Source organism: Pseudomonas sp. 14P5.3.2, assembly GCF_057799175.1.
Map to the genome: position 1 here is coordinate 135681 of NZ_JBYOKU010000004.1, position 23469 is coordinate 159149.

Below are 23469 nucleotides of genomic sequence, written 5' to 3' on the forward strand. Positions count from 1 at the left end.
GTGGTACCTCATCAGCCGGTTAGGCGTGCCCAGCGACCCTGGGGTCAGGGAGGCCGGGAGTTTCTTATCTACTTCACCTGGGTGGTGGCGAAGTTATTAGTGGTGAGAGGGCTGATGTGATAACCCTCTACGTTGTTGCGCATTGCGGTAAACATACGGGTGTGGGCCATGCTGATCCACGGTTGATCCTGATTAAACAGCACCTGGGCCTGTTCGTAGAGTTTGGCGCGTTCGGCCGGATCTACTTTAGCCCGTGCTTCGTCCAGCAGTGCCTGGAATTTCTCGTTGCACCAGCGAGCGTAGTTTTCGCCGTTCTTAGCCGCTTCGCAACTGAGCATAGGCGTCAGGAAGTTATCCGGGTCGCCGTTGTCGCCCGCCCATCCGGCCGACACCATGTCGTGCTCGCCGGCCTTGGCGCGTTTGAGCATCTCGCCCCATTCCATCACGCGGATGTCGATCTTGATCCCGACTTTCGCCAGGTCAGCCTGCATCATCTGCGCGCCGAGCATCGGGTTCGGGTTGGTCGGGCCACCGCCGTTACGGGTAAACAGGGTAAACACGGTGCCTTCCGGAACCCCGGCTTCCTTGAGCAGGGCGCGCGCCTTGTCGAGGTCACGTGGCGGGTTCTTCAGGTCGTGGTTGTAGCCCAGCAGCGTCGGCGGGTACGGGTTGACCGCGACCGAGGCGTTGCCTTTGCCGAACAGCGCGTTGACGTAGGCTTCCTTGTCGAAGGCGATGTCGATCGCTTTGCGCACTCGCACGTCGCTGATGTATTTGTGCTGGGTGTTCATGGCGATGTACGAGACGGTCATCGCGTCCATCTCGTCGACCTTCAGGTTGCTGTCTTTCTTGATGCTCGGGATGTCATCCGGCTTCGGATACAACGCGATCTGGCACTCGTTGGCCTTGAGTTTCTGCAGACGCACGTTGTTGTCGGTGGCGATCGCCAGGATCAGCGCGTCGGCCGGGGCCTTGCCACGGAAGTAGTCCGGGTTGGCCTTGAAGCGTACCTGGGCGTCCTTGGCGTAACGCTGGAAGATGAACGGGCCGGTGCCCACAGGCTTGTTGTTGAGGTCGCCGGTCTTGCCGGACTTGAGCAACTGGTCGGCGTATTCGGCCGGGTAGATCGAGGAGAACGCCATGGCGATGTCGGCCAGGAACGGCGCTTCGCGGCGGGTCAGGGTGAACTTGACCGTGTTGTCGTCGACTTTCTCTACGCTTTTGAGCAGTTCCTTGAAGCCCATGCTTTCAAAGTACGGGAAGCCCACGCTCGACAGTTTGTGCCACGGGTGATTCGGGTCCAGCTGGCGCTGGAAGCTCCAGACCACGTCGTCGGCGTTCATGTCGCGGGTCGGCTTGAAATATTCGGTGGTGTGAAACTTGACGCCTTTGCGCAGGTGGAACGTGTAGGTCAGGCCGTCGTCACTGATGTCCCAGGACTCGGCGAGCGCCGGGATCACTTCGGTGGTGCCGGGCTTGAAGTCGGCCAGACGGTTGAAGATCGTTTCGGCCACCGCATCGGCAGTGACTGCAGTTGTGTACTGGACCATATCGAAGCCTTCCGGGCTGGCTTCGGTGCAGACCACCAAGGGTTTGGCCGAGACGCCGATGGCGGCGCTCAACAACGCGGCAGCGACGGCCGCACGTAGGGGAAGCATTTTCATCGATAACCCTCTGCAATCGGTTGAAGACTAAAAACCGAACGGCCGACTCGTCATGAGTCAGCCGTCGGTCGGCGGTTTTTACAGGATGTTGAATGGAATCGTGGTCACGAGACGGAACTCGTTGATGTTGCCGTCAGCCTGGTGCTCGCTCGCGCGGTGAGTGGTGTAAGTCGCGCGAATCGCGGTGGCCTTCAGAGGGCCACTCTGCACGGCGTAAGAGGCGCCGATGCCGTATTCGTAGTGGCTTTCGCCGTCCATCAGGCTCAGGTCGCCGCGCTTGGCGCCCGGATCGGTGTAGGCGGTGCCGGTGTAGTGAGTACCGTCGATGCCCCAGCCGCGAGCCTGGTAGATGTTGAACTTCAGGCCTGGCACGCCGTATTCGGCCATGTTGATGCCGTAGGCGATCTGGAAGGATTTCTCGTTCGGGCCGTTGAAGTCCGACAGCAGGGAGTTGGCCAGGTAGATGCCGTTGGTTTCGTGCAGGTAGTCGAAGTACTCGTCACCGTTCACTTGCTGGTACGAGAAGGTCAGGCTGTGCGCCTGGTGGGTCAGGCCGAACGACAGCGAGTAGGTGTCGTTGTCGATTTTGCCCATCAGTTTTTTGCCTTCATCTACGGTCTTGTAGTAGTTCAGACCGGTGGTCAGGCTCAGCACCTGGCTGTCACCCAGTTCATGGGTGCCGCCGAAGTAGTACTGGTTCCAGAAGTCTTCGACGTTGGCCACGTAGAGGCTGGTTTTCAGGCTTTTGAGCGGCTGATAGTTGACGCCGGCGGTGTAGACCTTGTCGGTTTCCGCGCCGTTGGCACCGTATTCGCTGCGGAACTTCGACAGGCTCTGCTCGGTACGAGGCGAGACGCGGTCGAAACCGGCCAGGTCGAACGACAGGTTGTTGAATTCTTCGCTGTGCAGGCTGATACCTTCGAAGCTCGAAGGCAGCGGACGGTTGCCGATGACGTCGACGATCGGGGTGCTGAAATTCTGGCGGCCTGCGGTCAGCGTAGTGTTGGAAACACGGAACTTGACGTTGGCCAGACCCAGTTTGCTCCACTGGTCGACAGCGTCACCGTCGGAGTGCGCCAGGGTACGGTTGGAACCGCCGGCGATGTCCTTGCGGTCACGGTCGAGAGCGATGGCGTTGTAGGCCGCGACTTCGGTGCTGACGCCAACGGTGCCTTGGGTGAAGCCCGAGGTGTAGTTGACGATTGTGCCTTGAACCCAGTTGATACGACGTGCGGTCGGTGTTTTGACCACGGGCGAAGTGTTCTTGTCACTGTTTTTCACGTAGCTGAAGGTGTCATCGCGACGCTTCAGTTCGTTGGCATACCAGTTACGCGTGGTGCCGCCCAGACTTTGTCCATCGACAAAGCCTTTGGCCTCGCTTTGGGCGCTGCTGCCGGCCAGAGTGGTCGGTACGAATTCCTGACTAACAGGTTCCGCATACGCCGTTGCGGTAATGCTGCTGATGGCCAAAGCCAGTATCGCAGTGCTGCTCAGTTTCATGGGTGAAGCTCCTTTACTTTCTTTTTATGCCGGCTTTTTTGGGTTGGCCGGTTATTGGTTTAGAACTCATTCACACATCGCAAACGTTTGCAAAAGGCCTGATTGGCGAATTTCGGCAAAGCGCTTGCGTGAGGGGGATAGACAGCCCCCTCAGCGTTGCGGCTAATCGGTTGGGTTAATCGATACTGACGCCCGAGAACACATTGCGACCGAAGGGGCTGACCTTGAAGCCTTCAACCCTGGCGCTTAACGGCTGGTTGACCGTCGAGTGGGCGACAGGCGTGATCGGCACTTGCTGCTTGAGCAACTGCTGCGCCTGTTTGTAGAGCACGGTGCGCTGGTCGCGGTCGGTGACGACCTTGGCCTCTTTGATCAGCTTGTCGTAAGCCGGGTCGCACCACATGGAGTAGTTGTTGCCGCCAATCGCGTCGCAGCTGTACAGGGTGCCCAGCCAGTTGTCCGGGTCACCGTTGTCGCCGGTCCAGCCGATCAGGCTGATATCGTGCTCGCCATTCTTGGTGCGCTTGATGTACTCGCCCCATTCGTAGCTGACGATCTTCACTTTCAGACCGATCTTGGCCCAGTCAGCCTGGAGCATTTCGGCCATCAATTTGGCATTCGGGTTGTACGGACGCTGTACCGGCATCGCCCACAGGGTGATCTCGGTGCCTTCCTTGACGCCGGCAGCCTTGAGCAACTCGCGGGCTTTTTCCGGGTTGTAGGCGGCGTCCTTGATGCTGTCGTCGTAGGACCACTGGGTCGGCGGCATGGCGTTGACCGCCAGCTGTCCGGCGCCTTGATAAACGGCGTTGAGAATCCCTTGTTTATTCACCGCCATGTCCAGCGCCTGCCGCACTTCGAGCTGGTCGAACGGCTTGTGACGGACGTTGTAGGCGATGTAGCCGAGGTTGAAACCGGGCTTGGAAATCAGCTGCAGTTTTGGATCGTTCTTCAGCGCTTCAACATCAGCCGGGCGCGGATGCAGGGTGATCTGGCATTCGCCGGCCTTGAGTTTCTGCACGCGTACCGAGGCGTCGGTGTTGATCGCGAAAATCAGGTTCTTCAGCTTGACCCGGCTCGGGTCCCAGTAATGCTCGTTGCCGGTGTAACGGATGTTCGAGTCTTTCTGATAGCTCTTGAACACGAACGGCCCGGTGCCGACCGGCTTCTGGTTGATGTCGCTCGGCTTGCCTTCGGCCAGCAGCTTGTCGGCGTATTCGGCGGACAGGATGGCAGCGAAGCTCATGGCGATGTTCTGGATGAACGCGGCGTCGACGCTGTTGAGCGTGAACTCCACGGTCAGCGGCCCGGTCTTTTCGACCTTGGCAATGTTCTTGTTCAGGCTCATCCCGTTGAAGTACGGGAACTCGGTCGGATAAGCCTTACGGAATGGCTGCGCGGGATCGAGCATGCGGTTAAACGTGAACAGCACGTCGTCGGCGTTGAAATCGCGCGTCGGTTTGAAGTAGGGCGTTGTATGAAACTTCACACCTTCACGCAGGTGAAAGGTGTACTTGAGACCATCCTCGGAAATATCCCACTTGGTTGCCAGACCCGGTACGACGTTGGTCGCGCCTTTTTCGAACTCGACCAGACGGTTGTACAGCGGCTCGGCGGCGTCGTTATCGGTTGCCGTCGTGTATTGCGCGGTATCGAAACCCGCCGGGCTGCCCTCGGAGCAGAACACCAGACTGTCGCTGGCGGCGTAACTGGCGGACGTGGCGGCCAACAGGCCGGCGCCCAGCAATGCGGAAAAAACCAAGGTATGGCGCATGACGCTCCCTCTTTTTTTAGTGTTGTTCAATGCACCGCGATCCCGTCCAGGGAAGTTGAGGTTGCATTGAGCTCAATCCAGTACGTACAGCAAGCCGGTGGCCCACGCAGAAACTGGTCAGAGCCCGACAGTAGGGGCCGTGGGTCTGGCAGTAAATGCGTAATTGCCTGAAAACTCGTAGGAAAAGTCAACGCGTCCTCTGCCGCTGCAGTCATCCGCAGCGGAATTGGCTGTAGGCAAATTCCTGACTTCCCGGCAGCGAAAGCAACGGCGACGTCATGAACGCCGCCGTTGCGATGGCTTAATTGCTGACGCTGACGCCGTAGAAGGAGTTCAAGCCGAATGGGCTGATCTTGAAGTCCTGCACGTTGGCGCGCATGGGTTGGAACACCGTCGAGTGAGCGATAGGTGTGTATGGAACAGCATCTTTAAGGACGTGTTGCGCCTGTTTGTACAGTTCGGTGCGCTTGGCCTGGTCGGTGGTGCGTTTGGCATCCTTGACGAGACCGTCGTACTTCTTGTCGCACCACTTGGAGAAGTTGTTGCCGTTGAGCGAGTCGCAGCCGAACAGCACGTTCAGCCAGTTGTCCGGATCACCATTGTCACCGCTCCAGCCAATCAGCATGGCCTGGTTCTCGCCACCTTTGGAACGCTTGATGTACTCGCCCCACTCGTAGCTGGTGATCTTCACGTTCAGGCCGATCTTCTTCCAGTCGGACTGGAGCATTTCAGCCATCAGCTTGGCGTTCGGGTTGTACGGACGCTGAACCGGCATCGCCCACAGAACGATCTCGGTACCTTCCTTGACGCCAGCTTCCTTGAGCAGTTGCTTGGCTTTTTCAGGATCGTACTTGGCGTCCTTGATGGTGGTGTCGTAGGACCACTGGGTCGGCGGCATGGCGTTGACGGCCAGTTGGCCGGCGCCCTGGTAAACCGAATCGATGATCTGCGGTTTGTTCACCGCCATGTCCAGCGCCTGACGTACGCGCAGGTCAGCCAGCGGGTTAGGCTCGTTGCTGCCCTTGACCTTGTCCATCACGTTGTAGGCGATGTAGCCCAGGTTGAAACCGGCCTGGTCAGGCATCTTCAGGGTCTTGTCGGCCTTGAGCGCCGCGAGATCCGCCGGACGCGGGAACAGGGTGACCTGGCACTCGTTCTTTTTCAGCTTCTGGATACGTACCGACGGGTCGGTGGTGATGGCGAAGATCAGGTTGTCGATCTTCACGTCTTCAGGCTTCCAGTAGTCCTTGTTCCCGGTGTAGCGGATGTTGGAGTCTTTCTGGTAGCTCTTGAACACGAACGGGCCGGTGCCGATCGGCTTCTGGTTGATGTCGGCAGCCTTGCCTTCCTTGAGCAGCTGGGCAGCGTACTCGGCGGACTGGATCGAGGCGAAGCTCATGGCCATGTTCTGGATGAACGCGGCGTCGACTTCTTTCAGGGTGAACTTGACGGTGTGGTCGTCGACTTTATCGATCTTGGTGATGTTGGTATCCATCCCCATGTCGGTGAAGTACGGGAATTCGGTCGGGTACGCCTTACGGAACGGATCATCCTTGTTAATCATGCGATTGAAGGTGAACAGCACGTCGTCGGCGTTGAACTCACGAGTCGGCTTGAAATACGGGGTGGTGTGGAACTTGACGCCTTCACGCAGGTGGAAGGTGTAGGTCAGGCCGTCCGGGGAAATGTCCCAGCTGGTGGCGAGGCCAGGAACAACAGCGGTACCGCCGCGCTCGAACTGGCTCAGACGGTTGAACATGGTTTCTGCTGAGGCGTCGAAGTCGGTTCCGGTGGTGTACTGGCCCGGGTCGAAACCGGCCGGGCTCCCTTCGGAGCAGAACACCAGGTTAGTCGCAGCGGATGCGAATGGTGCGGAGGCTAACAAGCCTGCGCCGACTAAAAACGGAATGACCGCGTGTTTAAGCATGTTGGCCTCATGATTTGTTGTCATTTTTTAATATTGAGGTACGACCTCGTGAGTCGTGCCTGCGGATACTTATGCAGGGGCCATACCCAATGCAAGATCCAGAGCGACTGCCGGCCTCAAAGCGTGGCACGAACGTACCTTAATGTCGCATTTGTATAAGAGTTGACGCATTTGACCGTTTGCGGCCGTTTTTTACGGTGCAAACGAGGCCCCAAAACGGTGCGCTGGTCACGTTGTGTGCGCCGCTCTGGGGCTCGGTGTTACTTATTTATACCCACGCCGTAGAAGGGCGTCAGGCCGAACGGGCTGATCTTGAAGTCGGTCACTTCTTTGCGCAGCGGTTGGAACACGGTCGAGTTGGCAATCGGGGTGATCGGCACCTGCTGTTTAAGGATCAGTTGGGCCTGTTGATACAGTTTTACCCGTTGCGCCTTGTCGGTGGTCACCTTGGCCTGCTGCACCAGTTTGTCGTAGGCCGGATCGCACCACTTGGCGTAGTTACTGCCCTTGACCGCCGCGCAGCTGTAGAGCACGCCGAGCCAGTTGTCCGGGTCACCGTTGTCACCTGTCCAACCATAGATCATGGCGTCGTGTTCGCCATTTTTCGCGCGCTTGATGTACTCGCCCCATTCATAGCTGACGATGTTGGCCTTGATCCCGATCTTCTCCCAATCCTGCTGGATCATCTGCGCCGACATCCGCGCGTTCGGGTTGGAGGCGCGCTGCACGGTCATCGCCCACAGGTTGATGGTGGTGCCCGGTGCAACCCCGGCTTCTTTGAGTAGCGCCTTGGCTTTCACCGGGTCGTACGGCGCGTCCTTGATGTTCGGGTCATACGACCACTGCGCTGGCGGCAAGGCGTTCTGCGCCAGTTGGCCGGCACTCTGGTAGACGGCTTTGATGATCGCCGGTTTGTCGATGGCCATGTCCAGCGCCTGCCGCACCTTGAGCTGATCCAGTGGCGGGTGAGTGGTGTTGTAGGCGAGGAAGCCGAGGTTGAAACCGGCCTGCTTCAGTACGCGCAGGTTCGGGTCTTGTTCCATCACTTCGATGTCGGCCGGGCGCGGGTAGCCGCTGACCTGGCATTCGCCGGTCTTGAGTTTTTGCAGGCGTACGGCGGCGTCGGGGGTGATCGAGAAGATCAGGTTGTCGATCTTCACGTCTTCGGGTTTCCAGTAGGCCTTGTTCGCGGCGTAGCGGATTTGTGAGTCTTTCTGGTAGCGCTTGAACACGAACGGGCCGGTGCCCACCGGTTTCTGGTTGAGGTCGGCGGCTTTGCCTTCCTTTAATAGCTGGGCTGCGTATTCGGCCGATTGCACCGAGGCGAAGCTCATGGCGAGGTTTTGCACGAACGCGGCGTCGACGTTGTTGAGGTTGAAGCGCACGGTCTGCTCGTCGAGTTTTTCCACCGATTTGATCGTGGTGTTCAGGCCCATGTCGGTGAAGTACGGGGACTCGGCGGGGTAGGCCTTGCGGAAGGCGTTGTCCGGGTCGAGCAGGCGCTGAAAGGTGAACAGCACGTCGTCGGCGTTGAAATCGCGGGTGGGTTTGAAGTAGTCGGTGGTGTGGAATTTTACGTTTTGGCGTAGGTGGAAGGTGTACTGGAGGCCGTCCGAGCTTACGTCCCAGTTGGTTGCCAGGCCGGGTTCGACTTCGGTGCCGCCGCGTTTGAATTGGGTGAGGCGGTTGAAGATGGTTTCGGCGGAGGCGTCGAAGTCGGTGCCGCTGGTGTATTGGCTGGGGTCGAAGCCTGCGGGGCTGGCTTCGGAGCAGTAGACCAGGGTGGTGGCTGCGTTGGCGATCGGGGCTAGGGCTGTCAGTGCGAGGGTGATTAGAAGTGGTTTTAGGGTGAATCTTTCCATGGAGTCCCCGGGTCGATTGGAGGTAGTTGTGTTTTCAGGGTAGCGGGGATTTGGGGGGCTTCGGAAATATCGTTTTTCTTGTTGGGGTGTCTATCTTGGTATATCTGGGTTGTGGGTATATATCCGTTGCTGCGGTAACGGCGGCTTGGGGTTCCGCCCTTACGGCGGGTCACTTTTTCCAGACGCCGAAAAAGTAACCAAAAAGGCTTGCTCCTGCGTTCGGCCCGCTCGCTGGGGCTCGGGGTCCCTTCGCTGCGGGATCGATCCGGGGGCAGCGCCTACGGTTTGCTTCGCTGCACCTCCTCTCGCTGTGTTTGGCTGCGCCAAACGGTCGCTGCGCTCCCACCCCCGGATCAATCCCTCCACTCAGCCTTCCGACGTCGCCCGTGGATCAAGATCAAGAGCTGCAGCCGAGCTTGCGCTCATCCTGGAGTGGGGCGGCATGCGCCGCGTACGGGTTGTACTTATCTTCCCTGTAGGAGCTGCCGCAGGCTGCGATCTTTTGATCTTGATTTTGTGGGAGCTGGCTTGCCAGCGAAGGCGGCCTGACAGCCGACCGGTCTCTAATTGACTGGACCCAGTCCCCCTGTAGGAGCTGCCGAAGGCTGCGATCTTTTGATCTTGCTTTTGTGAAAGTCAAAGTCAAAAGATCGCAGCCTTCGGCAGCTCCTACCAGTGAGTGGGGTTGTGTTTAAGAATGTGTGAGAAAACCAGAACCTTCCCACAAGGTTTTCAGGTTGTCCCTCGGACGCCAGCTCTCTAGCCTTGAGCTGTCGCTGAGAACTCAGCGATCGGGTGTGAGAGCCTGGAAAAATTAGTGATTCGGTCCATGTGTCCGCATAATTGCCGGCGGCTTATCTGTTGCCTGCAAATGCTTCATGGCGGCTGTGTGCGGGCAGACTTCGGTCTGGCCGGTTTCCTATTTTTTCCGGTTTCTCACCTCGCACATAGCTGCCACCCACTTCGCCGCGTGAGAAACGGCAAGTGCTGGCGTTCATTTGCAAAATAGGGTTATCCAATGACTAAGCCTGTCCCCGATCCACCCCCAGAAACAACCCCACTCTCCGAAGCCCTCCACGCCGAAGACCTCGCGAAAAACCGAGAAGCCATCAAACGCGCCCTCGATTTCTACCTCAGCCCCGAATCCGCAAAACCACGTCCACCCAGTTCGATGTTCCTCGTCCATCCGGGCATCGACACGGAAAGCCTGCTGGCCCACGCCTGTGAATCCCTGGCCTCGGCCAACACCATGGCCAGTGATTTCGCCGATCAGCTCAGTCGCCCGCAGCGCAATACGGCGCTGGCGATTCAGCAGATCATCATGCTGGCTGAACTGGCGGTGAATCGGGCGCTGGATCGGGTGGATCCGCAAGGCTGACGACCGCGTTATCGTTCTTCGCGAGCAAGCCCGCTCCCACAGGGGAACGCATTCCAAATTGTAGGAGTGAGCCTGCTCGCGATGGCGGCGGAACATTCACCAAAAAATCCAGGCACAAAAAAACCGGCGATCATCCTCTGATCGCCGGTTTCTCATTCAGCGCGCATCAACTCACTGCATCAGCACTTCAATCGAGCCATCGGCGGTCAGGCTGACCTGGCTGGTGCCGGCTTCAACTTCAGGTGTCACCGGTGCCGAATCCGCCATCCCGGCGGCTTTCATCATCATCGGGGCGCGCATGTACGGTTGCGGGAAGCCATTGCTGTTGAGGTTCAGGTTGACGATTTTGTAGCCCTTGCCGCCCAGTGCATCGGTGGCCAGTTGCGCGCGGGCCTTGAAGGCGCTGACGGCTTCTTTCAGCAACTTGTCTTCGCTGGCCTTGCGGGTCGGCTCGGCGATGGCGAAGTCCATGCCGCCCATTTTCAGGTCGGTCAGCAGTTCGCCGGTGAGTTTGGACAGGGCGGCGAAGTCGGCGCTTTCCAGGCGCAGTTCGGCGCGTTCACGCCAGCCGGTGATTTTCTGGCCCTTGGTGTCGTAGATCGGGTAGCTGTTGCGGCTGCCCTGGCGCAGGGTGATGTCTTTGACTTGCTTGGCCTGGGCCAGTGCCTTGTTCATGGTGGTGCTGACGTCGGCGGCGAGTTTGGCCGGGTCGGTGTTTTGCGCTTCGGTGTAGAGCGTCACGATCATCAGGTCGCGGGCCACTTCCTGGCTGACTTCGGCGCGCAGGGAGATCTGGTTGTAGTGCAGCTCATCGGCGGCCAGCGCCGGAAGGCTGGCGACGCTGCCGACGGTCAGGGCGAGAAGGGCGGCGCTGCGGCGAAATGTGTGCATGAAAGCTCCTTGATGAGGGCGCAGGTGCTGGATCGGGGGGCCTGCGTGAAACCATCAGACTCTAGCTTTTATGATCCGGTTCGCCCAGTTACAACTTCTATACAGATGGCCGGGATCACCGCAGATCCTGAGTCGAGTGCGCTCTTGTGGCGAGGGAGCTTGCTCCCGCTGGACTGCGAAGCAGTCCCAAACCCGGCAACCGTGATCTGCCAGAAATACTGGAGATACCGGATTTACGACTGCTTCGCAGCCGAGCGGGAGCAAGCTCCCTCGCCACAGGTGATCTCGGGCAGCCATGCGGGGTAGACCAATTTTTCGGCAACGCCATGTGGTCATTTGCCGCACTTTCGCCTCTCAAAGCCGTGGCTTGGTTATACTCCGTGCGATCCGCCTGGAGCGCTCATCAGGAGAGCTCATGCTCGCCCCCGTACAACTGACTTCCGCCACTCGCCAGAACCTCTGGCGGCTGACTTTCATCCGCACCCTGGTGCTCGCCGCGCAGGCCGGCTCCGTAGGCCTGGCCTACTGGCTGCAACTGCTGCCGTTGCCGTGGGTGCAACTGGCGATGACCCTTGGCTGCTCGATTCTGCTGTGTGTGTTCACTGCCGTGCGCCTGCGTACTTCATGGCCGGTGACTGAACTCGAATACGCCCTGCAACTGGCCTGCGATCTGGTGATCCACAGTGCGTTGCTGTATTTTTCCGGCGGTTCGACCAACCCGTTCGTTTCCTATTATCTGGTGCCGCTTACCATCGCGGCGGTGACGCTGCCGTGGCGTTATTCGGTGATTCTGTCGGGTATCGCGCTGGCGCTGTACACCGTGATGCTCACGCGTTTCTATCCGTTGGAAACCCTGCCGGTGGCCCGCGAGAACCTGCAGATCTACGGCATGTGGCTGAGCTTCGCCCTCGCTGCTGCGGTGATCACCTTCTTCGCTGCGCGTATGGCTGAAGAGCTGCGTCGTCAGGAAGAGTTGCGGGCGATTCGCCGCGAAGAAGGCCTGCGCGATCAGCAGTTGCTGGCCGTCGCCACCCAGGCGGCCGGCGCCGCACATGAACTCGGCACGCCGCTGGCAACCATGAGCGTGTTGCTCAAGGAGATGCAGCAGGATCATCCCGACGCGATGTTGCAGGACGATCTGAAGGTGCTGCAGGATCAGGTCAAGCTGTGCAAAGAGACCCTGCAACAATTGGTGCGCGCCGCCGAAGCCAACCGCCGTATGGCCGTGGAGATGCAGGACGTCACCCAATGGCTCGACGAAGCGCTTAACCGCTGGCACCTGATGCGTCCGGAAGCCAGTTACCGTTTCCAGCGTCTCGGCCAGGGCACCGTGCCGCGCATGGCGCCGCCGCCGGATCTGACCCAGGCGCTGCTCAACCTGCTGAACAATGCCGCCGACGCCTGCCCGGAAAATCTCCAGGTCACCCTGGACTGGGACGCGGAAACCGTGACCATCAGTATTCGTGACCACGGCGCCGGTGTGCCGCTGGCCATCGCCGAGCAGATCGGCAAACCGTTTTTTACCACCAAGGGCAAAGGTTTCGGCCTGGGCCTGTTTTTGAGCAAGGCCAGCGTGACACGCGCCGGCGGCTCAGTGAAACTCTATAGTCATGAGGAAGGCGGCACGCTCACCGAGCTGCGCCTGCCCCACGGCGCCCGAGGAGACCAACATGAGTGACGAAATCCAAGTCGAAGGCGAAGAACTGCCGCATTTGCTGCTGGTCGACGACGACGCGACCTTCACCCGAGTGATGGCCCGTGCCATGGCCCGCCGTGGCTTTCGCGTCAGCACCGCCGGTTCCGCCGAGGAAGGCCTGACCATCGCCCAGGCCGACCTGCCGGACTACGCCGCGCTGGACCTGAAAATGGACGGCGACTCCGGCCTGGTGCTGCTGCCCAAGCTGCTGGAGCTGGACCCGGAAATGCGCGTGGTGATCCTCACCGGTTATTCGAGCATTGCCACCGCGGTCGAAGCGATCAAGCGCGGCGCCTGCAACTACCTGTGCAAACCGGCCGACGCCGACGACGTACTGGCCGCGCTGCTCTCCGAGCACGCCGACCTCGACAGCCTGGTGCCGGAAAACCCGATGTCGGTTGACCGTCTGCAGTGGGAGCACATCCAGCGTGTGCTGACCGAGCACGAAGGCAACATCTCCGCCACTGCCCGCGCCCTGGGCATGCACCGCCGCACCCTGCAGCGCAAACTGCAGAAGCGTCCGGTTCGTCGCTGAACCTGCGCTGAACGGCCATCGCCAGCTCTCGCGATAACGCGCACCGATCAACTATGATCGGTGCGTGTCTGTTCTTTTCTTTATCGAGCCTTTTCCATGAATCAGAACGCTGAATATTCCGCGGTCAACGATGCTGTGCGCGGGCAGTTTTTTCGCAAGGTATGGGCGATCATCACGCCTTACTGGCGCAGTGAAGAGAAGGGCAAGGCCTGGACGCTGCTGATTGCGGTGATCGCGCTCTCGTTGCTGAGCGTGGGCATCTCGGTGTGGTTCAACACCTGGTACAAGGACTTCTACAACGCCCTGCAAAAGAAGGATGAAGCGGCGTTCTGGCGCTTGATTCTGTACTTTTGCGGCATTGCGGCCGTGGCGATTATCGGCGCCGTGTACAGGCTTTATCTGACCCAGATGCTGACGATTCGCTGGCGCGCCTGGCTCACCGAAAAGCATTTCTCCCGTTGGCTCGCCGACAAGAATTACTACCAGCTGGAGCAGGGCGGTTACACCGACAACCCGGACCAGCGGATTTCCGAAGACCTCAACAACTTCACCTCCAATACCCTTGAGCTGGGGATCGGCCTGCTGCGCAATATCGTCAGCCTGGTGTCGTTCTCGATCATTCTGTGGGGCGTTTCGGGCAGCATCGAAGTCTATGGCATCACCATTCCCGGCTACATGTTCTGGTGCGTGCTGGTCTACGCCGTGGTGGGCAGCTGGCTGACGCACTTGATCGGTCGTCGCTTGATCGGCCTGAACAACCAACAACAACGCTTCGAAGCCGACCTGCGTTTTTCCATGGTGCGGATTCGTGAAAATGCCGAGAGCATCGCGTTGTACAACGGCGAGCCGAACGAAAATCGTCGTTTGAGCGGGCGCTTCGGCAATGTCTGGCACAACTTCTGGGACATCATGAAAGTGTCCAAGCGCCTGACATTCTTCACCGCCGGTTACAGCCAGGCGGCGATCATCTTCCCGTTTATCGTTGCGTCGCCGCGTTACCTCGCCGGCAAGATCGAACTTGGCGAGTTGATGCAGATCAGCTCGGCATTCGGCAACGTCCAGGAGAGCTTCAGCTGGTTCATCAGCGCTTACCAGAGCCTCGCGTCCTGGCGCGCCACCTGTGATCGTCTGCTGAGTTTCCGTCAGGCTATGACCGATAACGAACAGCGCACCCCGGCCATCGACGTGCAGAATCAGGGCCGTGAGTTGAAAGTGCACAACCTCGGTCTGGATCTGGCCGATGGCCGTCACCTGTTGACCAATGCCGACATGACCGTCGAACCCGGCGAGCGGGTGATGCTCAGCGGCCGCTCCGGCAGCGGTAAATCGACTCTGCTGCGGGCGATGGGGCATCTGTGGCCGGCGGGGCACGGCAACATCCGCTTGCCGGCGGCGCGTTATCTGTTCCTGCCGCAGAAGCCGTATCTGCCGATCGGCACCCTGCGCGAGGCGTTGAGTTATCCACAACCGGGCGACACCTACGCGCCGGAGCGCTACGTCGAGGTGCTGGAAATCTGCCGTCTGCCGCATCTGGTCGCACGTCTGGACGAAGCCAATCACTGGCAGCGCATGCTCTCGCCGGGTGAACAGCAACGTCTGGCCTTCGCCCGCGCCATGCTTTACGCACCGCAATGGCTGTACATGGACGAAGCGACGTCGGCGATGGATGAAGAGGATGAAGCGACGCTGTATCAGGCGCTGATCGATCAATTGCCGGGGCTGAGCATCGTCAGTGTCGGCCACCGCAGCAGCCTCAAACGCTTCCATCCACGCCATGTGCGCATCGACAGCGGGCATCTGGTGGAGCAGGCCGTGACCGCCTGATCACCACCATTACCCAGTGGGAGCGGGCTTGCTCGCGAAGGCGTCCATTCAGTCGACAAATCGGTTGCCTGACACACCGCCTTCGCGAGCAAGCCCGCTCCCACAGGGGGTTACGCGTGGTAAGTGATCGTACAACCCGCCTGCGCTATGATGCCCACCAAGCCGAATTTCGAGACAAGACGTAGACCATGGAAAACCCGATCGACACCCCACGCCTCCCGCGCAAGCGCCGCAGCCTCGCCCAGGAGCTGGTGACGGTGCTGACCGAGCAGATCCGCGACGGTCTGCTCAAGCGCGGCGACAAGCTGCCCACCGAGTCGGCGATCATGCAGGAACATGGCGTCAGCCGCACCGTGGTGCGCGAGGCGATTTCCCGCTTGCAGGCCGCTGGTCAGGTGGAAACCCGCCATGGCATCGGCACGTTTGTGCTGGACACCCCGAGCCCGAGCGGTTTTCGCATCGACCCGGCGACGGTTGTCACCTTGCGTGATGTGCTGGCGATTCTGGAATTGCGCATCAGCCTGGAAGTGGAGTCCGCCGGCCTCGCCGCGCAACGCCGCAGCCCGGAGCAACTGGCGACCATGCGCGCGGCCCTCGATGCGCTGAACGACAGCGTGGCCCACGCCAGCGATGCCGTTGCCTCGGACTTCGCCTTCCATCTGGAAATCGCCCTGTCCACCGGCAACCGCTACTTCACCGACATCATGACCCACCTGGGCACCAGCATCATTCCGCGTACACGGCTGAATTCGGCGCGCCTTGCGCATGACGATCAGCAGCACTACATGAACCGCCTGAGCCGGGAACACGAGGAAATCTACGAAGCGATTGCCCGCCAGGATGCCGATGCGGCGCGGGCGGCGATGCGTCTGCATTTGACCAACAGCCGCGAGAGACTGCGCCAGGCCCATGAAGAGGCGCAGGCGCAGCGGGGATGAGTTTGCAGGTTTGATTCATGTGTTGATTGATCTACCGCTTTCGCGAGCAAGCCCGCTCCCACCCTGGATTTTCGGTGAGCCCGGATTTTGAGTTCAGCCGAGATCCATTGTGGGAGCGGGCTTGCTCGCGAAGGGGCCCGTGAATTCAGCGCGACAATATCGAACGATCCACCCTCACCGCCAGTTTCGCTTTACCCGGCTTGGCAGCAAACGCCACTTCGCCTGATTGATCCACAACCCCCCGCGCAATCGGCTTGCCATCGGCCAGCAACTCCAGCGGCGCCCCTTGCAGCGATTGCCCCGACGCCAGTTCCAGTTTCAATTTGCTCGTCATGCCCATTCTCCTTAATTGACGTTGCCGCTCGGGTGATAGTCCTTGAGCAGCAGGTAGGTGCTCCAGCCCCACCAGTTGTCGACGGTGGCGGTGTCGTTGAGGTTGTTCACATCTTTGCGGCGCAAGACTTTGCTGCCCTCGACGCGGAACAGCGGCGCGAAGTTATTGGAAATATTCAGCACCGCCGTCAGGTCGGGCACGCGTTGCAGTGCGGCGAATGTGGACGGGGCGGGCAGCGTGCCGCTCAAGTAAGCGGCAAACACCTCATCCGCCGAGGCCTGCACCGCCAGATTGACCTGGGTGCGGTTGTCCGCGTCGCTGGCTTCGAAGTAGCGCTTGTCGCCGTACGCGCGCCATTGATCGCCATGGGCGTTACCCACCTTGAGGCCGAATTTGCTGTCCTCGTCGTGCATGAAACGGGTGATCAGTGAACCCAGATCGCTCGGGGTCACCACCGCGGCAAGCTCCTTGCGCGGTACTCGCAAGTGGCCGGATGAGAACAGGTCGGTGAGGAAGTGGTCGGCAAACGCGTTCATCGCGTAGGCGCGCGCCAGTTGCTGTTTATCCTGACTGGCGCGGGCGGCGATGGCGGTTTGCAGGGCGGCGGTGTGACCGGCGATATAAGCCAGTCTTGCCCATTCGCCGAAGTGGTCGGCGTTGTTCGCCGCCAGTTTCAGATAACGCCCGAGCGGGATCAGCGCGGAGACGAAACTGCCGCCACCGGTGATCTTGTTCCACTCTTCGGACAACGTATCTCCCAGTGCGTCGTAGGCTTCGTGCGCCGGTTTACCGTCCTGGATCGCTTGTTTAACCGCGTCGATCTCTTTTTGCATGACCGCGAGAATCTGCGTGGCCTCGGCGCGCGAGGCCGGGAGTACTGCGAGGGAGTCGAAGGCGGCATTGAACCGGTTCAGGCGATCGGCCGGGGTCGCACCTTCGTTGATCGGTCGATCAACCACGCCGTAGAAATCACCGCCCAGCGCCAGCACCTGACCGTAGGTGAGCGCGAGGCCGTTGGGCAGGTGCAAGGGCACGTTTTGCGCGCGGATCGGTTCAGCGTTTTCAGCAAGGCGCAGCAGGGTGTTGTCGCCGATGGCCGTGTGCTCGCCACCTTCGAAGCGCAGTTTGGGCTTGCCTTTGAGGGTGTTGCCGGGCGGGGCGCTTAGCGGTTCGACATCGCTGTGGGCGTCGGCGATGTGCAACACCAGATGCGGATTGTCGGCGCTGAAGTGGATGCCGTTTTCCGTGAAAAGATCATCGAAACGAGCGATCAGCGGTTTGGGTCTTTCCTGTGGTTTTGGGTGCGGTCCGGACATTTCTTGCTCCTTGATATGCCGTCGGTGGATTTATTTTTAACTGTATGGATATACAGACTAATCGAGCCTAGACCAGATTTTTCCTACGTCAAGAAGGGATCTTGTCCGACAAAAAGCGTGGGGCAACGATGAAATGCAGTTGACGGTTGTCTTTTAAGTTGTACGATGACCTACAACTTCAGCGCTGGCTGAATCATAAAACTCACAAAAAATGTTGCTACCCAGGGTGTTCGAAAAATGAATCCACAAGAACTGAAGTCCATCCTCTCCGCCGGTCTGTTGTCGTTCCCGGTCACCGATTTCAACGCCCAGGGCGATTTCAACCGCGCCAGCTACATCAAGCGTCTGGAATGGCTGGCCCCGTATGGCGCTTCGGCACTGTTCGCCGCCGGTGGCACCGGTGAGTTCTTCTCCCTGGCAGCCAGCGAATACTCGGAAATCATCAAGACTGCGGTCGACACCTGCGCCACCAGCGTGCCGATTCTGGCCGGTGTCGGCGGTTCGACCCGTCAAGCCATCGAGTACGCCCAGGAAGCCGAGCGTCTGGGTGCCAAAGGCCTGTTGCTGCTGCCGCATTACCTGACCGAAGCCAGCCAGGACGGCGTCGCCGCCCACGTTGAAGCCGTGTGCAAATCGGTGAACATCGGCGTGGTGGTCTACAACCGCAACGTCTGCCGCCTGACCGCGCCACTGCTGGAACGTCTGGCCGAACGCTGCCCGAACCTGATCGGCTACAAGGACGGTCTGGGCGATATCGAGCTGATGGTGTCGATCCGTCGTCGCCTCGGCGATCGCTTCAGCTACCTCGGCGGCCTGCCGACCGCTGAAGTCTACGCCGCCGCCTACAAGGCGCTGGGCGTGCCGGTTTACTCGTCGGCGGTGTTCAACTTCATTCCGAAAACCGCGATGGATTTCTACCACGCGATTGCCCGCGACGATCACGCCACCGTCGGCAAGATCATCGACGACTTCTTCCTGCCGTACCTCGACATCCGCAACCGCAAAGCCGGTTACGCCGTGAGCATCGTCAAGGCCGGGGCCAAGATTGCCGGCTATGACGCAGGCCCGGTGCGGGCGCCGCTGACCGACCTGACCGGCGAAGAATTCGAAATGCTCGCCGCGCTGATCGACAAGCAAGGCGCGCAATAAACACCGACCCACAAGGCCGCTGAGCAATCAGCGGCTTTTGCGTAGAGAGGAGAATTTTCTGTGGCTGATTCCAAGCGTTACGACAACTACATCAACGGTGAATGGGTCGCCGGTGCCGATTATTCGGCGAACATCAATCCGTCCGAGTTGAGCGACACCATCGGCGACTACGCCAAGGCTGACCTGACTCAGGTTCACGCCGCCATCGATGCCGCCCGCGCCGCGTTCCCGGCGTGGTCGACGTCCGGTATTCAGGCCCGTCACGATGCGCTGGATAAAGTCGGCACGGAAATCCTCGCCCGTCGCGAAGATCTCGGCACCCTGCTGGCCCGGGAGGAGGGCAAGACCCTGCCCGAAGCCATCGGCGAAGTGACCCGCGCCGGCAACATCTTCAAGTTCTTCGCTGGTGAATGTCTGCGGCTGTCCGGCGATTACGTGCCGTCGGTGCGTCCGGGCGTCAACGTCGAAGTGACCCGCGAAGCCCTCGGCGTGGTCGGTCTGATCACCCCTTGGAACTTCCCGATTGCCATCCCGGCATGGAAGATCGCCCCGGCGCTGGCCTACGGCAACTGCGTGGTCTTGAAACCGGCGGACCTGGTGCCGGGCTGTGCCTGGGCACTGGCGGAAATCATCTCCCGCGCAGGCTTCCCGGCCGGCGTGTTCAACCTGGTGATGGGCAGCGGCCGGGTAGTCGGTGAAGCGCTGGTCAACAGCCCGAAAGTCGATGGCATCAGCTTCACCGGTTCGGTCGGCGTGGGTCGGCAGATCGCCGTTAATTGCGTGTCGCGCCAGGCCAAGGTGCAGCTGGAAATGGGTGGCAAGAACCCGCAGATCATTCTCGACGACGCTGACCTCAAACAAGCGGTCGAGCTGTCGGTGCAGAGCGCGTTCTACTCCACCGGCCAGCGTTGCACGGCGTCGAGCCGCCTGATCGTCACCGCCGGGATTCACGACAAGTTCGTCGAGGCGATGGCCGAACGCATGAAGTCGATCAAGGTCGGCCACGCGCTGAAATCCGGCACCGACATCGGTCCGGTGGTGTCGCAGGCGCAGCTGGAACAGGACATGAAGTACATCGACATCGGCCAGAGCGAAGGTGCACGTCTGGTCAGCGGTGGTGGTCTGGTGACCTGCGACACCGAAGGCTACTTCCTCGCGCCAACGCTGTTTGCCGACAGCGAAGCGTCGATGCGCATCAGCCGTGAAGAGATCTTCGGCCCGGTGGCCAACATTGTTCGCGTGGCCGATTACGAGGCAGCGCTGGCGATGGCCAACGACACCGAGTTCGGTCTGTCCGCCGGTATCGCCACCACCTCGCTGAAGTACGCCAACCACTTCAAGCGTCACTCGCAAGCCGGAATGGTCATGGTCAACCTGCCGACCGCCGGTGTCGATTACCACGTTCCGTTCGGTGGCCGTAAGGGTTCATCCTATGGCTCACGTGAGCAAGGCCGCTATGCGCAAGAGTTCTACACGGTCGTGAAGACCAGCTACATCGGCTCCTGATACAGCAATACCCCTGTAGGAGCTGCCGAAGGCTGCGATCTTTTGATCTTGATTCTCTGGCGTCACGGACGACGCCGAAGATCAAAGGATCGCAGCCTTCGGCAGCTCCTACAGGGAATACATGCAGCACAACAGATTCACCCGCGCATAAAAATAATCAGTGGGAGTACATCTACATGCAACCGTCCAAGCCGACTCACGTCCGCTATTTGATCCTGCTCATGTTGTTCCTGGTGACCACGATCAACTACGCCGACCGCGCGACCATCGCCATCGCCGGTTCCAGCCTGCAAAAAGACCTCGGCATCGACGCGGTCACTCTCGGTTATATCTTCTCCGCCTTCGGTTGGGCCTACGTGGCCGGGCAGATCCCCGGTGGCTGGCTGCTCGATCGCTTCGGCTCGAAAAAAGTCTATGCCCTGAGCATTTTCTGCTGGTCGCTGTTCACCGTGCTGCAGGGCTTTGTCGGTGAGTTCGGCATGTCCACGGCGATTGTTGCGCTGTTCATGCTGCGCTTTCTGGTGGGCCTGGCCGAGGCGCCGTCGTTCCCCGGCAACGCTCGAATTGTCGCTGCGTGGTTCCCGACTGCTGAACGTGGCACCGCTTCGGCGATTTTCAACTCGGCGCAATACTTCGCCACGGTGCTGTTCGCGCCGCTGATGGGCTGGATTGTCTATACCTTTGGCTGGGAACACGTGTTCATCGTCATGGGCGGTTTCGGCATTGTCTTCTCGCTGATCTGGCTCAAGGTTATCCACAGCCCGCGCCAGCACCCGATGGCCAACGACGCCGAAGTGCAGTTCATCGCCGACAACGGCGGCATGGTCGACATGGATCAGAAGCAAGGCAAAAAGTCGGACGGGCCGAAGTGGGATTACATCCGCCAGTTGCTGACCAACCGCATGATGCTCGGCGTTTACCTGGGCCAGTACTGCATCAACGGCATCACTTATTTCTTCCTGACCTGGTTCCCGGTGTACCTGGTGCAGGAGCGCGGCATGACCATTCTCAAGGCGGGTTTCATCGCCTCGTTGCCGGCGATCTGCGGCTTCATCGGCGGCGTACTCGGCGGGGTGATTTCCGATTACCTGCTGCGCAAAGGGCACTCGCTGACCTTCGCCCGCAAGGCACCGATCATCGGCGGTCTGCTGGTGTCGAGCAGCATCGTCGCCTGCAATTACGTGGACATCGAATGGATGGTGGTCGGCTTCATGGCCCTGGCGTTCTTCGGCAAAGGCGTGGGTGCGCTGGGCTGGGCAGTGGTCTCCGACACTTCGCCGAAACAGATCGCCGGGCTCAGTGGTGGCTTGTTCAACATGTTCGGCAACATCGCGTCGATCACCACACCGATCGTGATTGGCTACATCATCAGCTCCACCGGTTCGTTCAAGTGGGCACTGGTGTTCGTCGGCGCCAACGCACTGGTCGCGGTGTTCAGCTACCTGGTGATCGTCGGTCCGATCAAACGTGTGGTGCTCAAAGAGCCGCCAACCAACGGTGGTTCTGAAATCACCGGCAAATTGTCTCAAGCGCATTCCTGAGGAGCGGCGTCATGCAGTTGATTGAACATTCCGACTCGCCGCGCTACATCCGCCTGCACGAGCGGGACAACGTAGTGATTGTGGTCAACGACCAGGGCGTACCGGCCCGCACCGAATTCCCGGACGGTCTGGTGACCGTGGATTTTGTGCCGCAGAGCCACAAGGTCACCCTCGAAGACATTCCCGAGGGCGGTCAGGTGATTCGCTACGGTCAGACCATCGGCTACGCGTTGCAGCCGATTCCACGCGGCAGTTGGGTCAAGGAAGATCAACTGCGCATGCCGACCGCGCCGCCGCTGGACAGCCTGCCGCTGTCCACCGAAGTACCGGCCGCGCAGGCCCCGCTGGAAGGTTTCACCTTTGAGGGTTACCGCAACGCCGACGGCACCGTCGGTACGCGCAACATCCTCGGGATCACTACCACGGTGCAGTGCGTGACCGGTGTGCTCGATCATGCGGTGAAACGCATCAAGGACGAACTGCTGCCGAAATACCCGCACGTCGATGACGTAGTGGCGCTGACCCACAGTTACGGTTGTGGCGTGGCGATCACCGCCACCGATGCCTACATCCCGATCCGCACCGTGCGCAATCTGGCGCGCAACCCGAACCTCGGTGGCGAAGCGCTGGTGATCAGCCTCGGCTGCGAGAAATTGCAGGCCGGGCAGGTGATGCACGAGGACGATGCCTCAGTAGATCTCAGCGAGCCGTGGCTGTATCGCTTGCAGGATTCCAGCCACGGTTTTACCGAGATGATCGAGCAGATCATGGCGCTGGCTGAAGTCCGTTTGAAGAAGCTCGACCAGCGCCGCCGCGAAACCGTGCCGGCGTCGGAGCTGATCCTCGGCATGCAGTGCGGCGGCAGCGATGCGTTCTCCGGAATCACCGCCAACCCGGCGCTGGGTTATGCCTCGGACTTGCTGCTGCGCGCAGGAGCTACGGTGATGTTTTCCGAAGTCACCGAAGTGCGCGATGCAATCTATCTGCTGACCTCCCGTGCCGAGACCAAGACCGTGGCGCAGGAACTGGTGCGCGAGATGGACTGGTACGACCGCTATCTGGCCAAGGGCGAAGCGGATCGCAGCGCCAACACCACGCCGGGTAACAAGAAGGGCGGGTTGTCGAACATTGTCGAGAAGTCCCTGGGTTCGATCGTCAAATCCGGCAGCAGCGCGATCAACGGCGTGCTCGGCCCGGGCGAGCGTTTCAAGCGCAAGGGCCTGATCTTCTGCGCAACACCGGCGAGTGATTTTGTCTGCGGCACCTTGCAGTTGGCAGCGGGGATGAACCTGCATGTGTTCACCACCGGGCGTGGGACACCGTATGGCCTGGCGATGGCGCCGGTGGTCAAGGTCTCGACCCGGACCGAACTGGCGCAGCGCTGGCCGGATCTGATCGACATCGATGCCGGACGGATCGCCACCGGGCGCGCGACCATCGAGGAATTGGGCTGGGAGTTGTTCCACTACTACCTGGATGTGGCGAGCGGCAAGCAGCAGACCTGGGCGGAGAAGCACAAGCTGCATAACGACATCACCTTGTTCAATCCGGCGCCGATTACCTGATGGTTTGTGAGGCAAAAGCTACCCTCACCCCAACCCTCTCCCGGGGGGAGAGGGGGCCGATCCGGGAAT

17 protein-coding genes are annotated in these 23469 nt (G+C 60.1%); 9 read left to right on the top strand and 8 right to left on the bottom strand.

Annotated elements, in window-relative coordinates; all coding sequences use genetic code 11:
* Positions 1 to 68: 68 nt before the first annotated feature.
* From AC27VU_RS04890 to AC27VU_RS04910, 5 genes are all read right to left on the bottom strand, one after another.
* The gene (locus AC27VU_RS04890; protein ID WP_201135809.1) at positions 69 to 1664 is read right to left on the bottom strand and encodes an ABC transporter substrate-binding protein; all 1596 of its coding nucleotides are present in this window, start codon (positions 1662 to 1664) and stop codon (positions 69 to 71) included.
* Positions 1665 to 1742: 78 nt separating this feature from the next.
* Positions 1743 to 3164: an OprD family porin gene (locus tag AC27VU_RS04895; protein ID WP_103485768.1), complete on the bottom strand. Its 1422-nt coding sequence runs from the start codon at positions 3162 to 3164 to the stop codon at positions 1743 to 1745.
* 175 nt (positions 3165 to 3339) lie between these two features.
* Positions 3340 to 4938: an ABC transporter substrate-binding protein gene (locus AC27VU_RS04900; protein ID WP_003221615.1), complete on the bottom strand. Its 1599-nt coding sequence runs from the start codon at positions 4936 to 4938 to the stop codon at positions 3340 to 3342.
* Positions 4939 to 5239: 301 nt separating this feature from the next.
* Positions 5240 to 6865, bottom strand: coding sequence for an ABC transporter substrate-binding protein (locus tag AC27VU_RS04905; protein WP_003221617.1), 1626 nt, complete (start codon positions 6863 to 6865; stop codon positions 5240 to 5242).
* Between the two features lie 260 nt (positions 6866 to 7125).
* On the bottom strand, positions 7126 to 8727 hold the full coding sequence (locus tag AC27VU_RS04910; protein WP_488723568.1) for an ABC transporter substrate-binding protein: 1602 nt from the start codon (positions 8725 to 8727) through the stop codon (positions 7126 to 7128).
* A 1018-nt stretch (positions 8728 to 9745) separates the two neighbouring features.
* On the opposite strand from AC27VU_RS04910, the gene AC27VU_RS04915 reads away from it, so the two are divergent.
* Complete coding sequence (locus AC27VU_RS04915; protein ID WP_473018802.1) at positions 9746 to 10105, top strand: DUF6124 family protein; 360 nt, start codon at positions 9746 to 9748, stop codon at positions 10103 to 10105.
* A gap of 171 nt (positions 10106 to 10276) precedes the next feature.
* On the opposite strand, the gene AC27VU_RS04920 is transcribed toward AC27VU_RS04915, so the two are convergent.
* Positions 10277 to 10996 carry an SIMPL domain-containing protein gene (locus AC27VU_RS04920; RefSeq protein WP_488723569.1) on the bottom strand — a complete coding sequence of 240 codons (720 nt, stop codon included), beginning with the start codon at positions 10994 to 10996 and terminating at the stop codon, positions 10277 to 10279.
* A 415-nt stretch (positions 10997 to 11411) separates the two neighbouring features.
* On the opposite strand from AC27VU_RS04920, the gene AC27VU_RS04925 reads away from it, so the two are divergent.
* From AC27VU_RS04925 to AC27VU_RS04940, 4 genes are all read left to right on the top strand, one after another.
* The gene (locus tag AC27VU_RS04925; protein ID WP_027610820.1) at positions 11412 to 12674 is read left to right on the top strand and encodes an ATP-binding protein; all 1263 of its coding nucleotides are present in this window, start codon (positions 11412 to 11414) and stop codon (positions 12672 to 12674) included.
* Positions 12667 to 13227, top strand: coding sequence for a response regulator transcription factor (locus AC27VU_RS04930; RefSeq protein WP_003221630.1), 561 nt, complete (start codon positions 12667 to 12669; stop codon positions 13225 to 13227). The genes AC27VU_RS04925 and AC27VU_RS04930 overlap by 8 nt, the downstream gene beginning before the upstream one ends.
* Before the next feature lie 96 nt (positions 13228 to 13323).
* Positions 13324 to 15051: an ABC transporter ATP-binding protein/permease gene (locus tag AC27VU_RS04935; RefSeq protein WP_488723570.1), complete on the top strand. Its 1728-nt coding sequence runs from the start codon at positions 13324 to 13326 to the stop codon at positions 15049 to 15051.
* Between the two features lie 188 nt (positions 15052 to 15239).
* Positions 15240 to 15989: a FadR/GntR family transcriptional regulator gene (locus AC27VU_RS04940; protein WP_041072876.1), complete on the top strand. Its 750-nt coding sequence runs from the start codon at positions 15240 to 15242 to the stop codon at positions 15987 to 15989.
* A 145-nt stretch (positions 15990 to 16134) separates the two neighbouring features.
* Here the strand turns inward: AC27VU_RS04940 and AC27VU_RS04945 are convergent, their stop codons facing one another.
* Entirely contained in the window at positions 16135 to 16323 is a 189-nt protein-coding gene (locus AC27VU_RS04945; RefSeq protein ID WP_488723571.1) for a hypothetical protein, read from the bottom strand.
* 11 nt (positions 16324 to 16334) lie between these two features.
* Entirely contained in the window at positions 16335 to 17639 is a 1305-nt protein-coding gene (locus AC27VU_RS04950) for a phospholipase (protein WP_488723572.1), read from the bottom strand.
* A gap of 237 nt (positions 17640 to 17876) precedes the next feature.
* Between AC27VU_RS04950 and kdgD the strand changes: the two genes are divergently transcribed.
* The 4 genes from kdgD (at position 17877) to garD (ending at position 23400) form a co-directional block, all read left to right on the top strand.
* Entirely contained in the window at positions 17877 to 18788 is a 912-nt protein-coding gene (gene kdgD, locus AC27VU_RS04955) for a 5-dehydro-4-deoxyglucarate dehydratase (RefSeq protein WP_003221638.1), read from the top strand.
* 60 nt (positions 18789 to 18848) lie between these two features.
* Positions 18849 to 20294: an aldehyde dehydrogenase family protein gene (locus tag AC27VU_RS04960; RefSeq protein WP_201135801.1), complete on the top strand. Its 1446-nt coding sequence runs from the start codon at positions 18849 to 18851 to the stop codon at positions 20292 to 20294.
* Positions 20295 to 20470: 176 nt separating this feature from the next.
* A complete protein-coding gene (locus AC27VU_RS04965) occupies positions 20471 to 21835 on the top strand; it encodes an MFS transporter (RefSeq protein ID WP_003221643.1) in 1365 nt (454 codons plus the stop codon).
* An 11-nt stretch (positions 21836 to 21846) separates the two neighbouring features.
* Positions 21847 to 23400, top strand: coding sequence for a galactarate dehydratase (gene garD, locus AC27VU_RS04970; RefSeq protein WP_488723573.1), 1554 nt, complete (start codon positions 21847 to 21849; stop codon positions 23398 to 23400).
* The last annotated feature ends 69 nt before the right edge of the window (positions 23401 to 23469 follow it).